This window comes from Psychrobacter pacificensis (assembly GCF_018336615.1).
Classification (GTDB): domain Bacteria; phylum Pseudomonadota; class Gammaproteobacteria; order Pseudomonadales; family Moraxellaceae; genus Psychrobacter; species Psychrobacter pacificensis.
Map to the genome: position 1 here is coordinate 1,016,117 of NZ_CP048752.1, position 19,213 is coordinate 1,035,329.

General features: G+C 43.8%; 16 protein-coding genes and 3 tRNA genes. 13 read left to right on the forward strand and 6 right to left on the reverse strand.

The window, feature by feature from the left end; translation table 11 throughout:
• Positions 1-107 precede the first annotated feature (107 nt).
• The 3 genes from GYK50_RS04400 to GYK50_RS04410 form a co-directional block, all read right to left on the reverse strand.
• On the reverse strand, positions 108-812 hold the full coding sequence (locus GYK50_RS04400; RefSeq protein WP_071001957.1) for a ubiquinone biosynthesis accessory factor UbiJ: 705 nt from the start codon (positions 810-812) through the stop codon (positions 108-110).
• Between the two features lie 80 nt (positions 813-892).
• Complete coding sequence (gene ubiE, locus GYK50_RS04405; protein ID WP_071001956.1) at positions 893-1,942, reverse strand: bifunctional demethylmenaquinone methyltransferase/2-methoxy-6-polyprenyl-1,4-benzoquinol methylase UbiE; 1,050 nt, start codon at positions 1,940-1,942, stop codon at positions 893-895.
• Positions 1,943-2,026: 84 nt separating this feature from the next.
• Positions 2,027-2,731: an FFLEELY motif protein gene (locus tag GYK50_RS04410; RefSeq protein ID WP_071001955.1), complete on the reverse strand. Its 705-nt coding sequence runs from the start codon at positions 2,729-2,731 to the stop codon at positions 2,027-2,029.
• 338 nt (positions 2,732-3,069) lie between these two features.
• Here GYK50_RS04410 and GYK50_RS04415 point away from each other — a divergent pair, with 338 nt between their 5' ends.
• Positions 3,070-4,749, forward strand: coding sequence for an ATPase (locus GYK50_RS04415; protein ID WP_093068763.1), 1,680 nt, complete (start codon positions 3,070-3,072; stop codon positions 4,747-4,749).
• A gap of 640 nt (positions 4,750-5,389) precedes the next feature.
• Positions 5,390-6,997 (forward strand): inorganic phosphate transporter, encoded by a 1,608-nt coding sequence (locus tag GYK50_RS04420; RefSeq protein ID WP_093068765.1) that lies wholly within the window; start codon positions 5,390-5,392, stop codon positions 6,995-6,997.
• 100 nt (positions 6,998-7,097) lie between these two features.
• Here the strand turns inward: GYK50_RS04420 and GYK50_RS04425 are convergent, their stop codons facing one another.
• Positions 7,098-8,741: an aminotransferase class I/II-fold pyridoxal phosphate-dependent enzyme gene (locus GYK50_RS04425; protein WP_212564346.1), complete on the reverse strand. Its 1,644-nt coding sequence runs from the start codon at positions 8,739-8,741 to the stop codon at positions 7,098-7,100.
• 400 nt (positions 8,742-9,141) lie between these two features.
• Between GYK50_RS04425 and msrB the strand changes: the two genes are divergently transcribed.
• The 9 genes from msrB to GYK50_RS04470 all read left to right on the forward strand — a co-directional run bounded on the left by msrB (position 9,142) and on the right by GYK50_RS04470 (position 14,512).
• Entirely contained in the window at positions 9,142-9,567 is a 426-nt protein-coding gene (gene msrB, locus GYK50_RS04430) for a peptide-methionine (R)-S-oxide reductase MsrB (RefSeq protein WP_058025889.1), read from the forward strand.
• Between the two features lie 134 nt (positions 9,568-9,701).
• Positions 9,702-10,187: a glutathione peroxidase gene (locus GYK50_RS04435; RefSeq protein WP_071001950.1), complete on the forward strand. Its 486-nt coding sequence runs from the start codon at positions 9,702-9,704 to the stop codon at positions 10,185-10,187.
• A gap of 327 nt (positions 10,188-10,514) precedes the next feature.
• Positions 10,515-10,590: transfer RNA gene (locus GYK50_RS04440), tRNA-Val, on the forward strand.
• 52 nt (positions 10,591-10,642) lie between these two features.
• Positions 10,643-10,719, forward strand: a tRNA-Asp gene (locus GYK50_RS04445).
• A gap of 460 nt (positions 10,720-11,179) precedes the next feature.
• The gene (locus GYK50_RS04450) at positions 11,180-11,335 is read left to right on the forward strand and encodes a YrhK family protein (protein ID WP_197496725.1); all 156 of its coding nucleotides are present in this window, start codon (positions 11,180-11,182) and stop codon (positions 11,333-11,335) included.
• Between the two features lie 222 nt (positions 11,336-11,557).
• Positions 11,558-11,920 (forward strand): ArsR/SmtB family transcription factor, encoded by a 363-nt coding sequence (locus GYK50_RS04455; RefSeq protein ID WP_093068769.1) that lies wholly within the window; start codon positions 11,558-11,560, stop codon positions 11,918-11,920.
• A 48-nt stretch (positions 11,921-11,968) separates the two neighbouring features.
• The gene (gene arsC / locus GYK50_RS04460) at positions 11,969-12,376 is read left to right on the forward strand and encodes an arsenate reductase (glutaredoxin) (protein ID WP_093068772.1); all 408 of its coding nucleotides are present in this window, start codon (positions 11,969-11,971) and stop codon (positions 12,374-12,376) included.
• On the forward strand, positions 12,363-13,136 hold the full coding sequence (gene arsH / locus GYK50_RS04465) for an arsenical resistance protein ArsH (RefSeq protein WP_223333026.1): 774 nt from the start codon (positions 12,363-12,365) through the stop codon (positions 13,134-13,136). Before arsC ends, arsH begins: the two co-directional genes overlap by 14 nt.
• A gap of 68 nt (positions 13,137-13,204) precedes the next feature.
• Positions 13,205-14,512, forward strand: coding sequence for an arsenic transporter (locus tag GYK50_RS04470; protein WP_071001947.1), 1,308 nt, complete (start codon positions 13,205-13,207; stop codon positions 14,510-14,512).
• A 131-nt stretch (positions 14,513-14,643) separates the two neighbouring features.
• Here the strand turns inward: GYK50_RS04470 and GYK50_RS04475 are convergent.
• Positions 14,644-14,719, reverse strand: a tRNA-Asn gene (locus tag GYK50_RS04475).
• A 258-nt stretch (positions 14,720-14,977) separates the two neighbouring features.
• Positions 14,978-16,180, reverse strand: coding sequence for a pyridoxal phosphate-dependent aminotransferase (locus tag GYK50_RS04480; RefSeq protein WP_071001946.1), 1,203 nt, complete (start codon positions 16,178-16,180; stop codon positions 14,978-14,980).
• Positions 16,181-16,702: 522 nt separating this feature from the next.
• On the opposite strand from GYK50_RS04480, the gene GYK50_RS04485 reads away from it, so the two are divergent.
• Together GYK50_RS04485 and GYK50_RS04490 are read left to right on the forward strand one after the other, a co-directional pair.
• Positions 16,703-17,440 (forward strand): SDR family NAD(P)-dependent oxidoreductase, encoded by a 738-nt coding sequence (locus tag GYK50_RS04485; RefSeq protein WP_093068775.1) that lies wholly within the window; start codon positions 16,703-16,705, stop codon positions 17,438-17,440.
• Positions 17,441-17,500: 60 nt separating this feature from the next.
• On the forward strand, positions 17,501-19,207 hold the full coding sequence (locus tag GYK50_RS04490; protein WP_212564347.1) for an FAD-dependent oxidoreductase: 1,707 nt from the start codon (positions 17,501-17,503) through the stop codon (positions 19,205-19,207).
• Positions 19,208-19,213 lie beyond the last annotated feature (6 nt).

The following is a 19,213-nucleotide window of genomic DNA, read 5'->3' on the forward strand; positions in this document are numbered from 1 at the left end:
CTCTGGACAAAAACGAAAATAGGGTAGGCGCTATGCGTCATTATAGATAATGCTATCAGTAATAGCGTGTGCTCATCATTGATAAGACAAGCTACTAATAAAGCAAACTACTGGTGAAACGAGTTATTGTGGGAAAGTGCTTGCTCTGCTTTGATAGCCGCAAGTTTGGCCTCTTCACGTTCGACATCAGCACGCAACTTTAGAATCTGCTGTTTGAGATCGTTGACTTCAGCGACCTCAATAGGGTCAGGCGCGCTATTGCCTGCCACATCATTAGCCCAATCGCTGACATCATCAAATGCACGTTTGGCACTATGACGCCAGCTACCTTTAAGCTGAGAGATAAGAAGATGTAATTGACTGGCCATTGGTTTGCCGATTAATGGCTCAAGCTGCCCAGCCAAATCAGGATCGAAGCCAGCCACCAGCTGTTTGAGCTGCATCAGTATTTTGTAATCGCCCGCGATTGGTAAGTTACCCTCCGCGCCGCGCATCAGATTGAGTAGCTGCGCTGGATTATCGACTGTAATGGTACAGTCCGGACGGCTATGACCAAAACGGGCGCGCTCCATACTGGCTTTTTGGCGCTCATTCATCTGACCACTTGGCTCAAAGACACTGTCTGTCGTGACTGGCTCAAAACGCAACCGTTCATGAGTGAACAACACGTCCAAATGAATGTCAGGCATACCCATGTTGAGACGCAGTACTTTACCAGCAAGCGGCGCTAACCCTGCCTTGGTAATCTCGTCACTCGCAATAGCAATGTTAATCAGCTTTTCGGCACCAGCCAATAGTAAGACAGTCAGCATAAGGCTCTCGCATCATTAAGTGAGCGCCTTTGAGTCAGCGCGTAGTATGTTTGGTTTAATATAGTATTGCTAATCGTACTTTACGCTTTAAAGCCACGATGTACAGCGACAATGCCAGCAGTCAAGTTATGATAATCACAGTTCTCAAATCCTGCTTGTTGCATCATCTGTTTGAGCGTCTGCTGATCAGGATGCATGCGAATCGACTCTGCCAAGTATTGATAGCTTTCAGAATCATTAGCAATCAGCTTGCCCATCATTGGCAGCGCTGTGAATGAATACAAGTCATATGCTTTAGATAATGGCTCAAACACGGGCTTTGAGAATTCTAAAATCAATAAGCGACCACCCGGCTTTAGGACACGGTACATCGCACGCAGCGCTGCATCTTTGTCGGTGACATTACGTAAACCAAAGCTGATGGTGACCAAATCAAAGCTGTTGTCATCAAATGGTGCCAACGTCTCAGCGTTCGCCAATATAAAATCAACGTTATTGCAGCCAGCATTGATTAAGCGCTCGCGGCCCACTTCTAGCATGGCAGCATTGATATCAGATAATACAACATGGCCATTTCTACCGACTTCACGGCTGAATACTTTGGCTAAGTCGCCTGTACCGCCCGCGATATCGAGTACATGCTGACCGGCACGAACCCCTGATAGGCTAATGGCGTAGCGCTTCCATAGACGATGAATACCAAATGACATGAAATCATTCATGATGTCGTATTTTTTGGCGACAGAGGTGAATACATCAGCCACACGTGCTTGTTTTTCGGCTTTGTTGACCGTCTTATAGCCAAAGTGAGTTTGCTCATTGCCATCAGTTTCAGGCGTATGTGGGTTATTGATATCATCACGCTGATTGAAAAGCGCTTGCCTTTCTGTGCGTACTGAAGTATCCGTGCTGGTTGGTTTTTCGGTATTTGGCATAGTCGTTTGTTGGCCTTGTGGCGTTCCAGTTGGTAGGTCTTGGACTTTAGTAAAGTCATTATTGCTGTTATCTTTATTAGATGCAGCTGTCTGCGCGCGTAATATTTGCGCGCTGATATCTTGGTTGTGATCGATACTGTCTTTTACCAATTTGTTCTGCAAATGAGCGTTGTTATTACTTGATGTGTCGGTCATCACATTATCCTAAGATTTGTTTTTATTAGGCTATGTACAGCCTGAGATATGCCAAGAATTAATTGGCTATTTAGCGTATTGATTCTATGATACACCAAACCCTACTGGCTTACCGCCATTATGTACTTCATCAACAATTAGCAGTTCACGTTCACAAAACGGTTCAATAAAACTGCTTACACTACTTAAAGGTTTCATAGCTTTGAAGCCTGCGTCGATGAAATCATAAAGTGGCTGGTAATTGCTGCGATAAGCAGCACTTTTTGCCAATGCAAAGGCCTTTTTGAGCATAAAGGTATTTAAGTGTTTGTCAGTGCGGTAACAAACGTCTTTTAGGTTGGCAATCTGTACTCGGCGTTCAGCTTCCTCATCAACCGCACGGTAGGCAGCTAGCATATTGTCTGCGTTCACTGGTAAGTTTTGATCGAGTAGCCACTCAGCCAAATGTAGATCCAGCTCAATGGCCAAAATTGCTGCTTGAATACCCATGCTGCCAGCCTCTAATGCAGACTCTTTGGCAAGACGTTCTAGTTTTTTGGCTTTTGGCAGGATACGGGCCAGTTGTTTTGCTAGTATCTCGAACTCATCACCACCATATAGCTTCGTTAAAAAATAATCTGCCATTAGCTGGTTTTTGGGTTGTTCAAACAGTGCACGATGGGTGTGACGGATACGTACTTGTTGCCATGTTTGTACTTCATTGAGCTTGGCTCTCAATACGTCATTTTCATGGTGAGGCAGAGCCCAAAAACGTGTCAAATGCTGTTGCAAGTCGGCTAGAGCGGTCATGGCAGTAAATCCTATAATAAAAATAGATAATATTGAAAATTTGAGGCAGCGTTATTGTGGTTGTTTAACCGCATAGGCTTTTGAATAGCTATTTTAGCAAGTATTAAAAATTGTGTTCACCATAAAAGAAAATAAATGAGAATACAAATGCCAAACTGTTACATAGCAATATTATTTACTCGATTGGCGCAATGCTATGATGAAATAGCTTGATGAAATTACTCTAGCATAAAACGCAGTGTCAAAAAGAGTCTGCCAAGCGAGAGTATCTAATATCATTCAATGGCAAAGCAGTGTAATAACAATATCATTCAATAACAATAAAAGTGAGTCCAATCATGTCCCAAAAAAATGATACTACTGAACCAGAGGCACCACAAGCGGTCAGTTCGCAGTTTAGTGAGCAAGTCGTCGAGGAGCGCCTAACGCCCAATCCTTTGAGTCAGTTTTCTATGGACAAGGATGCCCTTAGGCTCGCCTTGGTTACGGCGCAGTATGCGCTAAGAGCCACCCGGCAACAGACACCGCCAACGCTCAATAAACCAACGGGGCTGCTGGTACTCGTTAATGGGATGGAGCAGGCAGGCAAGGGTACCGCTGTTAAGCAATTGAGGCAATGGGTCGATCCAAGATTGCTTAAAGTTGAGGCAACCGTCGGCCATGCGCCGCTAAGCTATCAGCCTATTTGGCAAGTTCATACCGGCGCGATGCCGCGCCATGGCGATGTGATGGTTTATTTTGGTAATTGGTATGCTGACTTGTTATACAACGTCATGCGCATAGCAACATCAAATAACGAAGATAAAAAGAAGCAGTCAAAAAATCAAAAACATATCGATAAAAATGCGCTTCCTATTGCGAAATGGCAAGCCTATTTACAGCAGCAGTTAGCTGAGCTCAAAGCATTTGAGCAGGATCTTATAGCCAATCACACTCGGCTACTGAAATGCTGGTTCCATGTGGATATGGAAACACTGCATAGCCGTCTACAAGATAGTAAGGCTGATCCGCAGTTTTTGTATCAAATTGACTGGAACAGCAAAACAGTGATCGAAAAATTTAATGAGGTTGCAGCCACTCTCTTACGGCAACAAGATGACTGGATCATCATTGATGGTGATGATAAATCGGCAGCGGCTGACGATTTTTGTCATGAAGTCTTACATGCTATGCAAATGGCGCTCGTTAGTAGTCGTACCAGTACAACTGAATCTGCAGAAAAAAAACCACCGTCCAAGACAAAAAAATCCAAACCAAAAGTTGAACAGGCGCCGTTTGAACCGGTAAAGATACCGAAAAGCTTGACCAATATTGATGATTCAAAGATTAGTAAGTCTGAATATAATGATGCTTTGGCAAAGAAGCAAACACGTCTCGCTGAATTACTACGGGCGCGTCAAGGTCGTCATGTTGTCTTTGCCTTTGAGGGCATGGATGCGGCTGGGAAAGGAGGCGCAATCAAAAGGCTAGTTGCCGCACTCGATCCACGTGAATATCAAATTTACAATATCGGCGCACCGATGTTATACGAGACTCAGCACCCTTATTTATGGCGCTTTTGGACCAAACTGCCCAATGAACAAACCAACCGTGTTAGCCGTATTGCCATCTTTGATCGGACTTGGTATGGCAGAGTATTGGTTGAGCGTGTTGAGGGGTTTGCCACCGATGAGGAGTGGCAACGCGCGTATGATGAAATCAATCGTTTCGAATCCGACTTAACAACAGCTGGAACGTTGGTCATTAAATACTGGTTAGCTATTGATAAAAAAGAGCAGCTAAAACGCTTCGAAGCCCGTCAAGATACACCGCACAAGCAATTCAAACTCACTGATGATGATTGGCGCAATCGTGATAAATGGTCAGATTACGTGCAATCTGCAGCAGATATGCTGGCACGCACCAATACAAAAACAGCGCCGTGGTGTATTATCGCGACCAATGAAAAGCGACAAGCGCGTTTAGACGTCTTAGATCATGCCATACAGCAGTTATCGGAAGCATCTGATGGCAATTAGCTATCACAAAATAACTAAGATTTGCCAGTTATTTATACTTTTGAAAAACCATTTTTCCCCAATTTTGCTTAGGGAAACATACGAAATTTAATCTGTCATTGATAAAGGATGAGTTCTGTGGACACGCTCACAGTTACAAATCTTGCAATATCATTATGCATTATGTGATTATATTTAATATAATAGGGCCGCAATTGTCTTTACCCTGTCATAAAATGCGCTGACAGATGCATATTTTATGATGAGTACAGATATTTAAAAGACATTATCGCCGTATCTAAGTATTGATAAACACTGTATTGATAAAAAATGTACTGATAAAGACCGTAACATCACCAGAAAGATAAGCCGCAAGATGCTGTAATCAAATGATTGGGCAATATACTTTGCGGCTTTTTGATATGTGATGTGTTTTTACAGAGAAGCCTATCAACGCCTTGAATCAAGCATAGATGAATGATTCTAAGGTACGGCAGCAAAATCCGCTAAATATTATTGTTTAGCATTCATTGTTTAAAAAGCACGTTGCGTATTTATCATCATGCTACTTTAGTGTGTGGTTTTAAAACTCACATGTATGGCTGCGCAATGTTACTAATCGCATATAATTTCAATCAGCTTACGCAGGACGTATTAACGTATGGGTATTAGCAACAGTTCTACAGGGCCAACCCAATCAGTCGGCTCTACGAAAGTAAATCTATTTTTTGCCATTTTATTGATTGCGATGACCATCTACTTTTTGTGGTGGGGTTTAGATTACACCATGCGTCAGCAAACGACGCTGTTTATTATAGCGACCGCGTTTGGTGTCTTTATGGCATTCAATATCGGTGGTAACGATGTCGCCAACTCTTTTGGTACTTCAGTGGGTGCAGGAACGCTGACTATCCCGCAAGCATTGGGTATCGCAGCGATATTTGAGGTGTCGGGCGCCGTACTGGCAGGTGGTGAAGTAACCGATACCATCCGAAGCGGTATTGTCGATTTAGACGGCCTCTCAGTCGAGCCCAACCAGTTTATTTATGTCATGCTCTCAGCGTTGTTTGCTGCTGCGTTTTGGTTGTTATTTGCTACCAAAAAAGGTCTGCCAGTGTCGACCACCCATGCAATTATTGGCGGAGTGGTGGGTAGCTCCATCGTATTGGGTATCACGTTAGGTGGTACTGAAATGGCGTTATCAACGGTAAGTTGGAGCAAGATTGGCACTATCGCTATCTCTTGGGTTCTATCACCGTTACTAGGCGGCGTTTTGTCTTATCTACTATATGGCCAAATCAAGAAAAATATCATTGAATATAATGATAGAACAGAAGCGCATATTGGTGAGCTAAAAGCCAATAAAAAAGTATTAAAGCAAAACCATAAAGAGTTTTTGGATGGCTTGACAGAGTCAGAGCAATTGGCTTACACGTCAGCGATGCTACGAGATCAAGAAATCTATAAAGATGATGATTGCTTGGTTGAAGATTTAGAGACGGATTATTACAAAGAACTTTATAAGCTTGAAAACGAGCGCAGCAACCTCGATACCTTAAAAGCATTGAAGCAATGGGTGCCTATTATTGCGGCTGCGGGCGGTGCAGTGATGGCCTCCTTGGTTATCTTTAAAGGTTTGAAAAACGTCAATAACGGTATGACGACGCTGCAAGGCTTTTTAATCATGGGGATGATAGCAGCCCTCGTTTGGCTTGCAACTTATATTTATACCAAAAGTATCCGCGGCAAGCACAAAGAAGATCTGACCAAAGCCACCTTTATTATGTTTAGCTGGATGCAGGTCTTTACCGCGTCAGCATTTGCTTTTAGTCACGGCTCAAACGATATTGCCAACGCGGTTGGTCCTTTTGCTGCGATTATGGATGTCATTCGTACCAATAGCATCTCGACCGAAGCGGCTGTACCACCTGCTGTTATGCTGACTTTTGGTGTGGCACTGATTGTTGGTCTTTGGTTTATCGGTAAAGAAGTCATTCAAACTGTCGGTACCAATCTAGCGAAGATGCATCCAGCTTCTGGATTCTCAGCTGAGCTGGCCGCTGCTGCTGTCGTTATGGGCGCATCAACGATGGGTCTTCCTGTATCAAGCACACATACCTTGGTTGGGGCTGTATTGGGTATTGGTATGGTCAATAAAGATACCAATTGGGCGCTTATGAAACCAATCGGTTTGGCTTGGGTCATCACCTTGCCAGTTGCTGCTGGTCTATCAGCAATCAGCTATATTGTATTGAGCAATATTTTTTAATCTTAAGGCGCTAGAGCTCTGCACTAAAGCTTATTCTAGAGCCATAAAAAACGCTTATCAGCATGATGCCGATAAGCGTTTTTTAATGTCATATGAATATTTACTCAGTGCCAAACTGCTGGCGTTTTTTTGCAAAAAATCGGTCCAATCTATCCATCGCATTTTCTAAATCAAGCAAGTTAGGCAAAAAGACCAAACGAAAATGATCGGGTTTGTCCCAGTTGAAGCCTGTGCCTTGCACCATCAACACGTTTTCTTCGACGAGTAAGTCCATCATAAAGTCCATATCATCCGTGATAGGGTAAACCTCTGGATCCATTTTTGGAAAACAGTAAAACGCACCTTGCGGCATGGTACAAGAAATGCCTTTAATCGCATTGAGACGTGAAACCGCCATTTCGCGCTGTTTATATAGGCGACCTGTTTCGGAGGTCAAGTCTTGCATACTCTGATGACCGCCCATCGCTGTTTGGATGGCATACTGTCCTTGAACATTCGAGCAAAGGCGCATGGATGCCAGCATATCCAAGCCTTCAATAAAGTCAGTCGCGTGTTGCTTGCGTCCAGACACCATCATCCAGCCTGAGCGAAATCCGGCAATACGGTGTGATTTTGACAAGCCATTGTATGAGAGTACCAGTACTTCATCGGTCAAGGTGCTCATCGGTGTATGTACATTATCATCATAGAGAATACGATCGTAAATCTCGTCCGCCATGATGATTAAGTTGTGCTCTTTAGCAACTTCGATAATTTGTTTTAATAACTCATCGCTATAAAGGGAGCCTGTCGGGTTATTGGGGTTGATAACCACGATGCCCTTTGTTTTGCTAGTGATTTTAGATTTAATATCCTCAACATCAGGATGCCAGTTGTCCGCTTCATTACAGCGATAATGCACAGCGGTGCCGCCAGCGAGGTTAGCCGCTGCTGTCCAAAGTGGGTAATCTGGCATCGGAATCAGCACTTCATCGCCATCGTTCATTAATGCTTGCATGGTCATCACAATCAACTCAGAGACACCATTACCCAGATAGACGTCACGCACATCAACTGCTGATAAGAGGCCTTTAGACTGGTAATATTGCAAAATGGCTTTGCGCGCCGAAAAAATCCCTTGTGAGTCCGAATAACCCGTTGCCTCAGATAAATTCATTGCCACGTCACGCAAGATTTCATGAGGCGCTTCTAAACCAAACGGCGCTGGATTGCCTACATTTAGCTTCAGTATGCGCTTACCCTCTGCTTCCATTCTATTGGCAGTTTGGAGTAGGGGGCCGCGAATGTCGTAGCAGACGTTTTGTAATTTATCGGATTTTTTTATGGTGTTCATAGCGTGACCCTTTGTCGGGTAGGTTTGTGAATGTTTATCGGTGTCGGGAAAAGTCTCAAGCTGAGTCTTAGCTGCCCCATTGTCTGATGAGCTAGCTGAAGCGGGAGCTGTCTCTAAATCCATACTTTGAGATAAATAGTTGTCTTCGGATAAAAACATATTAGTATCTTCACTTTGAAGATCACCGCGCAAGAGATAGCCTTCGCTACAACCTAAAATACGAGCCAGTGTCGGTAGCTTGGATGAGACAATACCATTAGTGCCGCGCTCCCAGTTGGAGATAGCGCCGCGACTGACCTTTGCACCAGCGGCTGTCATTGCCTGTGCTAGCTGCTCTGCGGTAAATCCTTTGTCTCGGCGTAGCTGTACTAGCCGCTCTGCTTGCGTGCTTTTACTATTGCTATCGGACATTGTTATTTGAGCCTTTATCAATCAGTGAACGTGTATAGATGATACAAAATTGAATATTGTTTTCATAACTTACCAATGCAAGATATTATTGCATTGCAAAACATATTGCAAGAGATAGAAACGCTTTTTATAAAATGCAAGAATAACTTGCAATATTGTGTCTTTTCCCCTTTCCTGGATGCTCATATCTTGCTCACATCTATAGATAAGCGAATATTATTGACTGTATTTTATTCAAAGGGTGCTGCCCAAAGCACTGTAAATCACATAGCGTTGGCAGTACTCTTTTTAAATATGCCTTGAATAGTGAGTTGTGAACCTTCACATATAACTCATCGTTTTTATAATAATATGGCGATAAAATAGTTATCAATAATAAATAATCGAATAAGGGTACATTATGCAAGACAATCAATTGAGTAAAGAAGAAATCAGCCAATTGACCGAAGCTGACTGGAAAGAGCGTTTGAGCGCTGACGAGTATCATGTGATGCGTGAAAAGGGCACAGAGCGTCCATTTACAGGCGTTTATAACGATGCAACTGATGATGGTGTTTATCGCTGCAAAGGCTGCGGTGCCAGTTTGTTTGATTCAAGCAACAAGTTTGATGCGGGTTGTGGTTGGCCAAGTTTCGATCAAGGGATTGATAACAGCGCGATAGACGAGCATGTTGACAACTCATTGGGTATGATTCGTACCGAAGTCACCTGTAGCAACTGCGGTGCACATTTAGGGCACGTGTTCCCTGATGGTCCACGTGAGACGACAGGTATGCGCTATTGTATCAACTCAGTATCTATTGATTTGGATAAATCTGAGAAGTAAGTCCTTTATCTGATTTTAGAAGTGTGAGAGGGGAAGTACAGAGTGCTTCCTTTTCAAGGGTTTCTAATATTCATGTGATAAAGAAAACGGCGTTATTGAAACAAATAATAAAATTCTCAATTTAAGGATAGATGATGAGTACTATTTATGACTTCACCGCTGAGCGTATGGACGGCAGCTCGCAAGCGTTTTCTGAGTATAAAGATAAAGTATTGCTAATCGTTAATACGGCAAGCAAATGTGGATTCACTCCGCAGTTCGAAGGGTTAGAATCGTTATATCAACAATACAAAGATCAAGGGCTAGTCGTTATCGGCTTTCCTTGTAATCAATTTGGCAGCCAAGATCCCGGTAGCAATGACGAGATCGGCGCGTTTTGTCAAAAAAACTATGGTGTCAGCTTTCCTATGATGGCGAAAATTGATGTCAATGGTGCAGACGCTCATCCTATCTATGACTGGCTTAAAGACCAAAAAGGTGGCCTACTGACAGATGGCATCAAATGGAATTTCACCAAGTTTTTAATCGATAGCAAAGGGCAGGTCATCGATCGTTATGCGCCAACGACCAAGCCAGATGCCATCAAAAAAGACATTGAGCAAGCATTAACCAATAAGTAAGTATCGAGTCTAAAAAAAATGATTTTTTATGAAAATATAAAATCAATAAAAACATATGCTTGCTAAAAATTTCGATATAAAATTGAAAAATATTTAAAAAATTGAAAAATAGCGTTTGACAGCCAAGTGTAAATCTATATAATACACACCCACAGCAAGAGGACTTACTTAGATAAGCCCAGCTGATTAAGTTAACATTGAGTGTGACAGCTGATGATAGCTTTAGAAGTTGAAAAGCTTGATTGCTTTAAAAGCTTCAGAAAATTCCCTTTAAGGAATTTTCTCTTGCGAACCTAAAATTGCAGTGCAATTTTTTAACGGTTCTCAGGGTGATTAGCTCAGTTGGTAGAGCGTCTGCCTTACACGCAGAATGTCGGCGGTTCGAATCCGTCATCACCCACCACTTTTTAGCAAGTGGGCTCTTTAAATAAGAGCAAGAAGCTAAGACGACCTAAGCAGCGGTAGTTCAGTTGGTTAGAATACCGGCCTGTCACGCCGGGGGTCGCGGGTTCGAGTCCCGTCCGCTGCGCCATATTTAAAACGAATTTAGACTGTAAAGTTTAAGCAAGTTTCGCCTCAAGTATTAGTTTACTTGGGGTTTTTTTGTGTTTAGGTGTTTTTGCTTAATGTCATCATATTTTGGTATATTGCAGATGAGCCACCCACGATAGCACGATCATCAATCGAAAATCCTTTTTGCCACTATTTTCAGTAATATGTAATATAAGTAAAAATTAGTCTTAAAATTATTGGATAAATAAGCCATAGCAGGTATTAATCTCTTTATTTTCGTACGCCTTACAGCGCCTTCTGTTGACAGCGGCATTTGCAGCCTGATATATCTGTTTGCCTAATAAATATAGATATATAAGGGATGCATTTTGAGTGATAGTAAAAAGCTAGATTTAGGGGTTGGACAAGATCATATTGTGATACAGCGACGTTACGATGCGTTGGGCGCAGTCAATGATTTACTTATCGCTATTTAGTTTTTGATTGGTAGGTCTTTCTTTTTAAAAGAGTCGCTCACCACAGATGGGACGTGGCTGTTTATTCTTGGTAGTGCACAGCTACTTATAAAGCCACTGATCAAGCTGATCAGCTTGATTCATGTCGGTCGAGTATACAACCTATCAAATCAGCGGTAAGTTATAGCGTTAGGTAATACCGCGCTTGTTATAACCCATAAGCTGTAACTATAAATACAAATACAATCAATTTATCCAGTATTACTCCCAAGGATAATAGCCACTAGTGCTAGAAGTAGTTTGGCTCATTGAACGATAGTGAGTGTTCTTTGATACTTCCAAAAGAAAAAATTTCATCCAAAAATCATTGAATTATTTCCATATGTCTATATTATTGGACATATGGAAATAACTAATGCTACTGCAAGCTTTGCAGCACTTTCTCAAGACACTCGTCTAAAGGCTTTTAGGTTGCTGGTCAGCCACGAGCCTGAAGGACTCCCTGCGGGTGAGGTAGCCCGTCAGCTCTCTGTGCCGCACAATACCATGTCGGCGCATCTAGCAGTGCTGTCAAGAGCAGGGTGGGTGGTCTCACAGCGACAGAGTCGGCAAATTATCTATCGGGCGTCGCTCTCACATATGGATAGCGTCATTCAATTTTTATTACAAGACTGCTGTGCAGGCCATCCAGAATTGTGTGCCTCACTCATCGACAGTTTAAGTGGATGCAGGGTAAATGAGTCTGCTGAGCAAGATAATCATTAAACCAATAATCGATTCAATAAACATACTGATAAAATAGGTAAGATGACGATGAAACCTTTAATTTTGCATAACCCTAATTGTGGAACCTCTCGCAACACACTTGCCATTATGAAAGCATCAGGAGAGACGCCAGAAGTGGTGGAATATCTAAAAAACCCACCAACACGAGCACGCTTAGTTGAGTTATTAGCCCAAATGCAAATCTCTCCAAGAGAGTTGCTAAGAAGTAAAGAGGTGGTTAATGATGAGCTTGGCCTAGACAACCCTGAGCTCTCTGATGATCACATCATCGATGCCATGATCGCGCATCCTATTTTGATCAATCGTCCGATCGTGGTGACTGATAAAGGTGCGGCCTTATGTCGTCCTTCAGAGCGCGTGTTTGAACTGCTAGCAAACCCTGTCAGTAGCTTCACAAAAGAAGATGGAGAGGTCATTTATCATGGCAAACACTAAGGCCGAACCAGCATCAATAACGGAGTCTACTGCTTCAGCAAATTCTAGCTTTGACGATTTACCCAATATCGATGTCGACAATATTCAACCAATCGACATTGAGTCGTTGATCGCGCCTAATGACCCACGTCATGCGCCCAAAATATTGGTGTTGTACGGCTCTGTCCGCGCGCGCTCATTCTCTAGATTGGCCGCGGAAGAGTCGAGCCGACTGTTACGCTGGTATGGTTGTGAGGTGCGGATGTTTGACCCATCAGGCTTGCCACTGCCTGACGATGTAGATTCAGATCATCCAAAAGTGCAAGAGCTACGAGAGTTGGCGCAGTGGTCAGAAGGGATGCTTTGGGTGAGTCCAGAGCGTCATGGCAGTATCACCAGTATCATGAAAGCGCAAATCGATTGGATTCCGCTGTCTTTGGGTGGCGTGCGTCCAACACAGGGTAAAACCTTAGCACTAATGCAAGTCAGTGGCGGCAGTCAAAGCTTTAATACGGTCAATCAGATGCGTATTCTTGGACGTTGGATGCGGATGATCACTATCCCTAATCAGTCCTCTATACCCAAAGCCTTTTTAGAATTTAACGATAACAATCGCATGGATATGTCGCCGTTATATCTGCGTCTTGTCGATGTCTGCGAAGAGTTGGTGAAATTTACTTGGCTTACCCGCGGACGCTCAGCGTATCTTACCGATCGCTATTCAGAACGCGTCGAGAGCGCTGAAGAAGTATCGAACCGCGTCAATCAAAAGTCGCTTTGATACGGATACGCTAAGACTGTTACCCCAATACAATCACATTAACATTATTATTTAAGTAAGGCTGTGCCATGCTTGCGTTCGCTATTTTTGTTGTCACTCTGGTGCTGGTAATATGGCAACCGAAAGGGTTGGGTATCGGTTGGAGTGCGATGGGCGGCGCCTTGGTCGCGTTAGCGCTTGGCGTCGTGCAGCTATCAGATGTCGGTATCGTGTGGGATATTGTTTGGGATGCGACCTTTACTTTTGTGGCGCTGATCATCATCTCGCTTATCTTGGATAGAGCAGGATTTTTTGGTTGGGCAGCGCTGCATGTGGCACGCCTTGGCAATGGGCAAGGGCGACTGCTGTTTCCGATGATTGTTATATTGGGTGCGTTTATTTCTGCGTTTTTTGCCAATGATGGGGCGGCGCTATTACTGACGCCCATTGTGATTGCGATCTTGCTGCGCCTAAATTTTGCACCACCTTCCGCTTTAGCTTTTATCATCGCGACGGGTTTTATCGCTGATACAGCAAGTCTGCCCTTGGTCACCTCAAATTTAGTTAATATCGTTAGCGCCAATTATTTTGATATTGGTTTTGGGCGTTATGCGGCAGTTATGGTGCCCGTGAATATTGTGTCCGTATTGGCGACGCTACTGGTATTGTGGATGGTCTATGCCCGTCATATTCCTAAGCACTATCCAGTCGATAATCTAAGTGCCCCTGCATCCGCTATTACCGATCCATTGGTCTTTCGCGCCGCTTTTCCATTGTTGGGTTTGCTACTGGTTGCTTATTTTGCGACCGAGCCGCTAGGGTTACCTATTTCACTTGTCACTGGCGCTATCGCATTGTTGCTAATGGCCATCGCTGGTCGTTTGTGGCAAGGCGGACGCGGCGCGGTGATTTCTGTCAGTGATGTCGTACGCAAAGCTCCTTGGCAAATCGTCCTGTTTTCGATTGGTATGTATTTGGTGGTGTATGGCTTGGGCAATGCAGGTCTTACCGCCTATGGCGCGCGCGTGCTTAACTGGCTAGGAGGGCAGGGCGCAGTCATTGCCACAGTAGGGACTGGGTTTTTATCTGCCATTGTCGCGTCTATCATGAATAATATGCCAGCGACTTTGGTCGGTGCGCTCGCGATTGATCAGGCGCAAGTGCCCGCTGCGACGCGAGAACTGATGATTTATGCCAATGTAATCGGCAACGATTTGGGCCCTAAGTTTACACCGATTGGCAGTCTTGCGACGTTATTATGGTTGCATGTATTGGCAGAAAAAAACTACAAAATTAGCTGGGGACAATATATAAAAATAGGCCTGCTGATTACGCCTCCTGTGTTACTAGTGACGCTTTTGGCCTTGGTTGTTTGGCTGCCTATGCTGCCAAGCTAATTAAGACAGTAGAGTCAGTGCAGAGTTGCTTTCAAATACAAGCCATAAAAAAACCCCCATCAAACTGATGGGGGTTTTGGCAAATGCCATAATTGAATCTATAGTGACTCAAAAGGTTTACTACTAAAATGTGGCTCTCCAACCTGGGCTCGAACCAGGGACACACGGATTAACAGTCCGTTGCTCTACCAACTGAGCTATTGGAGAATAGGTTGTAAGTAACTAATCGCTTACAACGAGCCTTAGAAGTCTCTAACGAGTTCTTGCTAAGTGGGGCGTATTCTAGCAAAGATAAAAAATACGTCAAGCGTTTTTTTTCATAACTCGTAAAAAATATCACTTTAATGATGAGGGAGAGGGCTTTTACGGATAAATAGCAAAAACAACCATAAAAAAGACGCCGCATAGAAACGACGCGGCGTCTTTTTTGTTAAAGCACTTGTAAGGCTAACGATGCTTTGTGACTTATTCGGCAACGTCCAAGTCAGCAATGGCTTTTTCGATACGTGACAAGGCATCTTGCAATGTGGCTTCATCAGTCGCGTAAGAGATACGCATATAGCCACCAAGACCGAAAGCATCACCAGGTACGACCGCGACACCGACTTTTTCTAGTAACCATGCTGAAAACTCAGTACATGATGATAGGCCAGCGGCTTTGATGAGTGGCTTGATTTCAGGATACACGTAGAACGCACCGTCAGGGCGCAAGCAAGTGATCCCTTTGATGGCGTTTAGACCATTAACGACTAGGTCGCAGCGCTTCTCAAATGCCGCTACCATTGGCTCAAGTACGCTCTGATCGCCACTGATGGCTGCTTCTGCAGCCACTTGGCTGATGGAGGTTGGGCATGAAGTAGACTGTGACTGTACTTTTTTCATCGCGCCGATGAGTTTGGCAGGGCCACCAGCATAGCCAATACGCCAGCCTGTCATCGCATAGGCTTTAGACACACCGTTTAGGATAATGGCACGGTCTTTTAGCTCAGGCGCGGCATTGAGGATATTGTAGAACTTATCACCCGTCCAGCGGATGTGCTCGTACATGTCGTCTGATGCCACATACACGTGTGGATGCTTTTTCAATACTTCAGCGATGGCTTTTAGCTCATCCAAGGTATAAATCATACCAGTCGGGTTAGAAGGGCTGTTCAATACCAACAGTTTGGTTTTTTCAGTGATGGCGTCTTCTAGCTGCTCAGCGGTGATTTTGAAATCTTGCTCAGCGGGGCATTTTACGATGACTGGTACGCCTTCTGCGATGATAACCATATCAGGATAGCTCACCCAGTATGGTGCTGGGATGATGACTTCGTCGCCAGGATTGATAAACGCTTGGGCAAGGTTAAAGAATGACTGCTTACCACCGACCGATACTAGGATTTCGTTTGGCTCGTAGCTGATGTCATTGTCACGCTTGAATTTCTCTATGATGGCGGTTTTTAGCTCTGGCGTACCATCAACAGCAGTATATTTGGTGAAGCCATTATTGATGGCATCGATTGCTGCTTTTTTGATGTGGTCAGGGGTATCAAAATCAGGCTCGCCTGCACCCAAACCGATAATGTCTTTGCCAGCTGCTTTTAGTTCTTTTGCTTTATTGGTAATCGCTAGCGTAGGAGAGGGTTTGATGCTATTGACGCGGTCAGACAGTTGCAACTCGCTCATGAGAGATCCTTTTTTATATGGAAGTGGGATTGGTAAAAATCGATATTAATTATATAACGCTTTTATCACTATCAGGACAAGATATCAGGCAGTTTAGACAATCACCTCATTTTATCGTGAAGATAGCCACAATTCGATCATAAATGAGACGCTCATCCATGTCTGCGCGGCTATTTTAATATTGTAGCATGCTGATATAGCGCTGTCTTATTACCCCGATAACAAAACATTGCAGACTGTCTTTTAGCATGACTCACTGTATAAATATGAAGACCACAGCAAAGATAAGATGGTTTCGTTGTGGCAATTGCGAAGACACAACAATAAACCTATAGCCGACTACTATAACTATTTAGGTTTGTTAAATAAGATGGCGTATAGGTTAATAAAAACAAGCCATATAACAGAGCACAAATACGCTCAGATGAAAGCTTGCATCCGAATTTAAAAACAGCTCTATTCAGCTCTTTGTTGAGCGATACGCTTTTCATATTATAAGAACATTTAAAAAGGATATTCACGATGACAGATTCTGCTGAAAAACAACACATTCTTATTACTGGTGCGACCTCTGGTATTGGCAATCAATTGACCAAGGATTATCTGCTAGAGGGCCATACCGTGTATGCTGTCGGCCGTGATGACGAGGCGCTGGCTGAGCTAAAATCGCTCGGCGCAGAGACGATTGATTTGGACCTGATGGATCGTGAAAAAGTCATTGCAGCGTTTGAAAAGGTCGACACCATTGATTTGGCGATTTGCGGTGCTGGCATGTGTGAGTATTTAGATATGCCAAACTTCGATAGCGAGGTATTTATGAAAGTGATGTCAGTCAATATGGGTACGTTGTCTCATGCCATCGAAGGCGTATTGCCAAAGCTCATTGCGTCTAAAGGTCGACTAGTCGGTATCGGTTCAGCGTCTGCTTACGTGCCGTTTGCCCGTGCTGAAGCTTATGGTAGCTCAAAAGCTGCTATCCATTATCTGATGAAAACATTACAGATTAGCCTCGCACCACACGATGTGTCGGTGAGCTTGGTCGTACCGGGTTTTGTTGAAACGCCAATGACTGAGCAAAATGATTTTCCTATGCCGTTTATCCAGACGCCAAAGCAGGCCAGTCAAGCCATCCGTGATGGCATAGAAAGCGGGCACGAGGTTATTGAGTTCCCCAAAAAATTAACGATGCCACTAAAAGCATTGGGCACATTGCCTGATTTGGTCTGGCAGCAAGTGAGTGAGAAACTCAATAAGAAATAACTTACTGATAAGCAGATCATCCACGATAACAACCGCAAAAATATAACAGGGAATGCTTTTATGCCGTTTATTCGTTTCAAGCGTGCAAATAACCAAAAAACTACGGACAGCAATGATGCCAAAAATGCTGACCATCAGGCAGCGCAAAAACGTATCGCCATTATTGGCTCGGGTGTGTCAGGACTGACCTGTGCGCATTACTTAGGCGCGCAACATGAGGTGACCGTTTTTGAGGCCAATGATTATATCGGCGGGCATGTAAATACCATTGATGTGGCACTACAGGACGGCAAAAAAGCAAAGACTAGTAACGTAGAGAGTAGCGCCATAGATACCGGTTTTATTGTTTTTAATGAGCGTACTTATCCCAATTTCTTCCGTTTGCTCCACGATCTGCAAGTGCCATTTCAGGCGACGGATATGAGCTTTTCGGTCAAAAATACCGCACGTCGTTTTGAATACAATGGGCATACGCTCAACACCTTATTATCGCAGCGCAAAAACGTACTCAATCCAAAGTTCTGGCAGTTTATCAAAGATATCTTGCAGTTTAATAAACACATTAAGCAGCTCCGTCAAGAGTATGATAGTGCGCGTGCTGCGGGGCAAGACATTAGCGGATTTACTGAGCAGACACTCGGTGGTTATCTAGCACAAAAAAACTATGGTCAGCTGTTTACTGATAACTATCTACTGCCCATGGTATCTGCCATTTGGTCAACCAGTCTGGATGAGGTGCAAGATTTCCCACTGGTGTTTTTTGCGCAATTTTTTGACAATCATGGCTTGCTCGATGTGGTCAATCGTCCGCAGTGGTTCACGATTAAAGGCGGCTCAAAACTATACGTTAATAAACTGATTCCACGCTTTATCAAAGCGGGTGGCAAAGTGCGAGTCAATAGTCCAGTACAGTCTGTGACACGTGATGGTGAGAAAGTGCTGTTGACGGTTCAGAACAAAGGTAATGCTAACAACATCGAGAACCTTGTATTTGACGAGGTTGTTTTTGCCTGTCATGCAGACACCGCACTGAAGATTCTAACAGATGCCAGTACCACTGAAACTGAGGTGCTGAGTCACTTCCGCTTCACCGAAAACACGGCGATATTGCATACCGATACGAGCGTCTTACCCAAGAAGCCACTGGCATGGGCAAGCTGGAACTACCTTATTGATAGAAAGACTTCAGACAATGTGACAGACAAGAATCAAGCTAGCGTAAATACACAAGCACCTGCAAAACCCGTGCTAACGTATCATATGAATATCTTGCAGCGTCTGACCAAGAAGCATAATTATTTGGTTACGCTTAACCATGAAGTCGATGATCAGCAAATCGTCAAAAGCATTGATTATAGCCATCCAGTGTTCGATCTAAAGATGATTGAGGCGCAAACCAAATGGTCAAGTATCTCTGGCACAGGGTTGCATACGCATTTTTGCGGAGCATATTGGTTTAATGGCTTTCATGAAGATGGCGTACGCAGCGGTCTACGTGTGTGTCAGGCGCTCGGTCATGATATGGATATAAAAGACGAGGTTGATCCAGCGTATTTGCCTAATGCGGATAGCGCACATACGCCGTTTCGTTATAAAGACTTGCCAGTAAAAGCTGACACAAAAGCACGCACCCTTGATAAGCGTCAGATTAACACTGCGACCACCAACCAGGAGCTGGTTGATTATGCTGAGCGCTTACAGAGTGAGGATCATGATAGTTCCCAAAATAAAAAACGTGGTTTATTTGCTCGCCGTAAAGCCAAATAGCCTTGC

Coding starts and splice junctions, on each gene's coding strand:
- GYK50_RS04410 (WP_071001955.1), bottom strand. CDS start 2,731: ATGACCGCTCTAGCCGACTTGCAACAGCATTTGACACGTTTTTGGGCT.
- GYK50_RS04420 (WP_093068765.1), top strand. CDS start 5,390: ATGGGTATTAGCAACAGTTCTACAGGGCCAACCCAATCAGTCGGCTCT.
- msrB (WP_058025889.1), top strand. CDS start 9,142: ATGCAAGACAATCAATTGAGTAAAGAAGAAATCAGCCAATTGACCGAA.
- GYK50_RS04470 (WP_071001947.1), top strand. CDS start 13,205: ATGCTTGCGTTCGCTATTTTTGTTGTCACTCTGGTGCTGGTAATATGG.
- GYK50_RS04425 (WP_212564346.1), bottom strand. CDS start 8,741: ATGTCCGATAGCAATAGTAAAAGCACGCAAGCAGAGCGGCTAGTACAG.
- arsH (WP_223333026.1), top strand. CDS start 12,363: ATGGCAAACACTAAGGCCGAACCAGCATCAATAACGGAGTCTACTGCT.
- GYK50_RS04415 (WP_093068763.1), top strand. CDS start 3,070: ATGTCCCAAAAAAATGATACTACTGAACCAGAGGCACCACAAGCGGTC.
- ubiE (WP_071001956.1), bottom strand. CDS start 1,942: ATGACCGACACATCAAGTAATAACAACGCTCATTTGCAGAACAAATTG.
- GYK50_RS04480 (WP_071001946.1), bottom strand. CDS start 16,180: ATGAGCGAGTTGCAACTGTCTGACCGCGTCAATAGCATCAAACCCTCT.
- GYK50_RS04490 (WP_212564347.1), top strand. CDS start 17,501: ATGCCGTTTATTCGTTTCAAGCGTGCAAATAACCAAAAAACTACGGAC.
- arsC (WP_093068772.1), top strand. CDS start 11,969: ATGAAACCTTTAATTTTGCATAACCCTAATTGTGGAACCTCTCGCAAC.
- GYK50_RS04435 (WP_071001950.1), top strand. CDS start 9,702: ATGAGTACTATTTATGACTTCACCGCTGAGCGTATGGACGGCAGCTCG.
- GYK50_RS04455 (WP_093068769.1), top strand. CDS start 11,558: ATGGAAATAACTAATGCTACTGCAAGCTTTGCAGCACTTTCTCAAGAC.
- GYK50_RS04485 (WP_093068775.1), top strand. CDS start 16,703: ATGACAGATTCTGCTGAAAAACAACACATTCTTATTACTGGTGCGACC.
- GYK50_RS04400 (WP_071001957.1), bottom strand. CDS start 812: ATGCTGACTGTCTTACTATTGGCTGGTGCCGAAAAGCTGATTAACATT.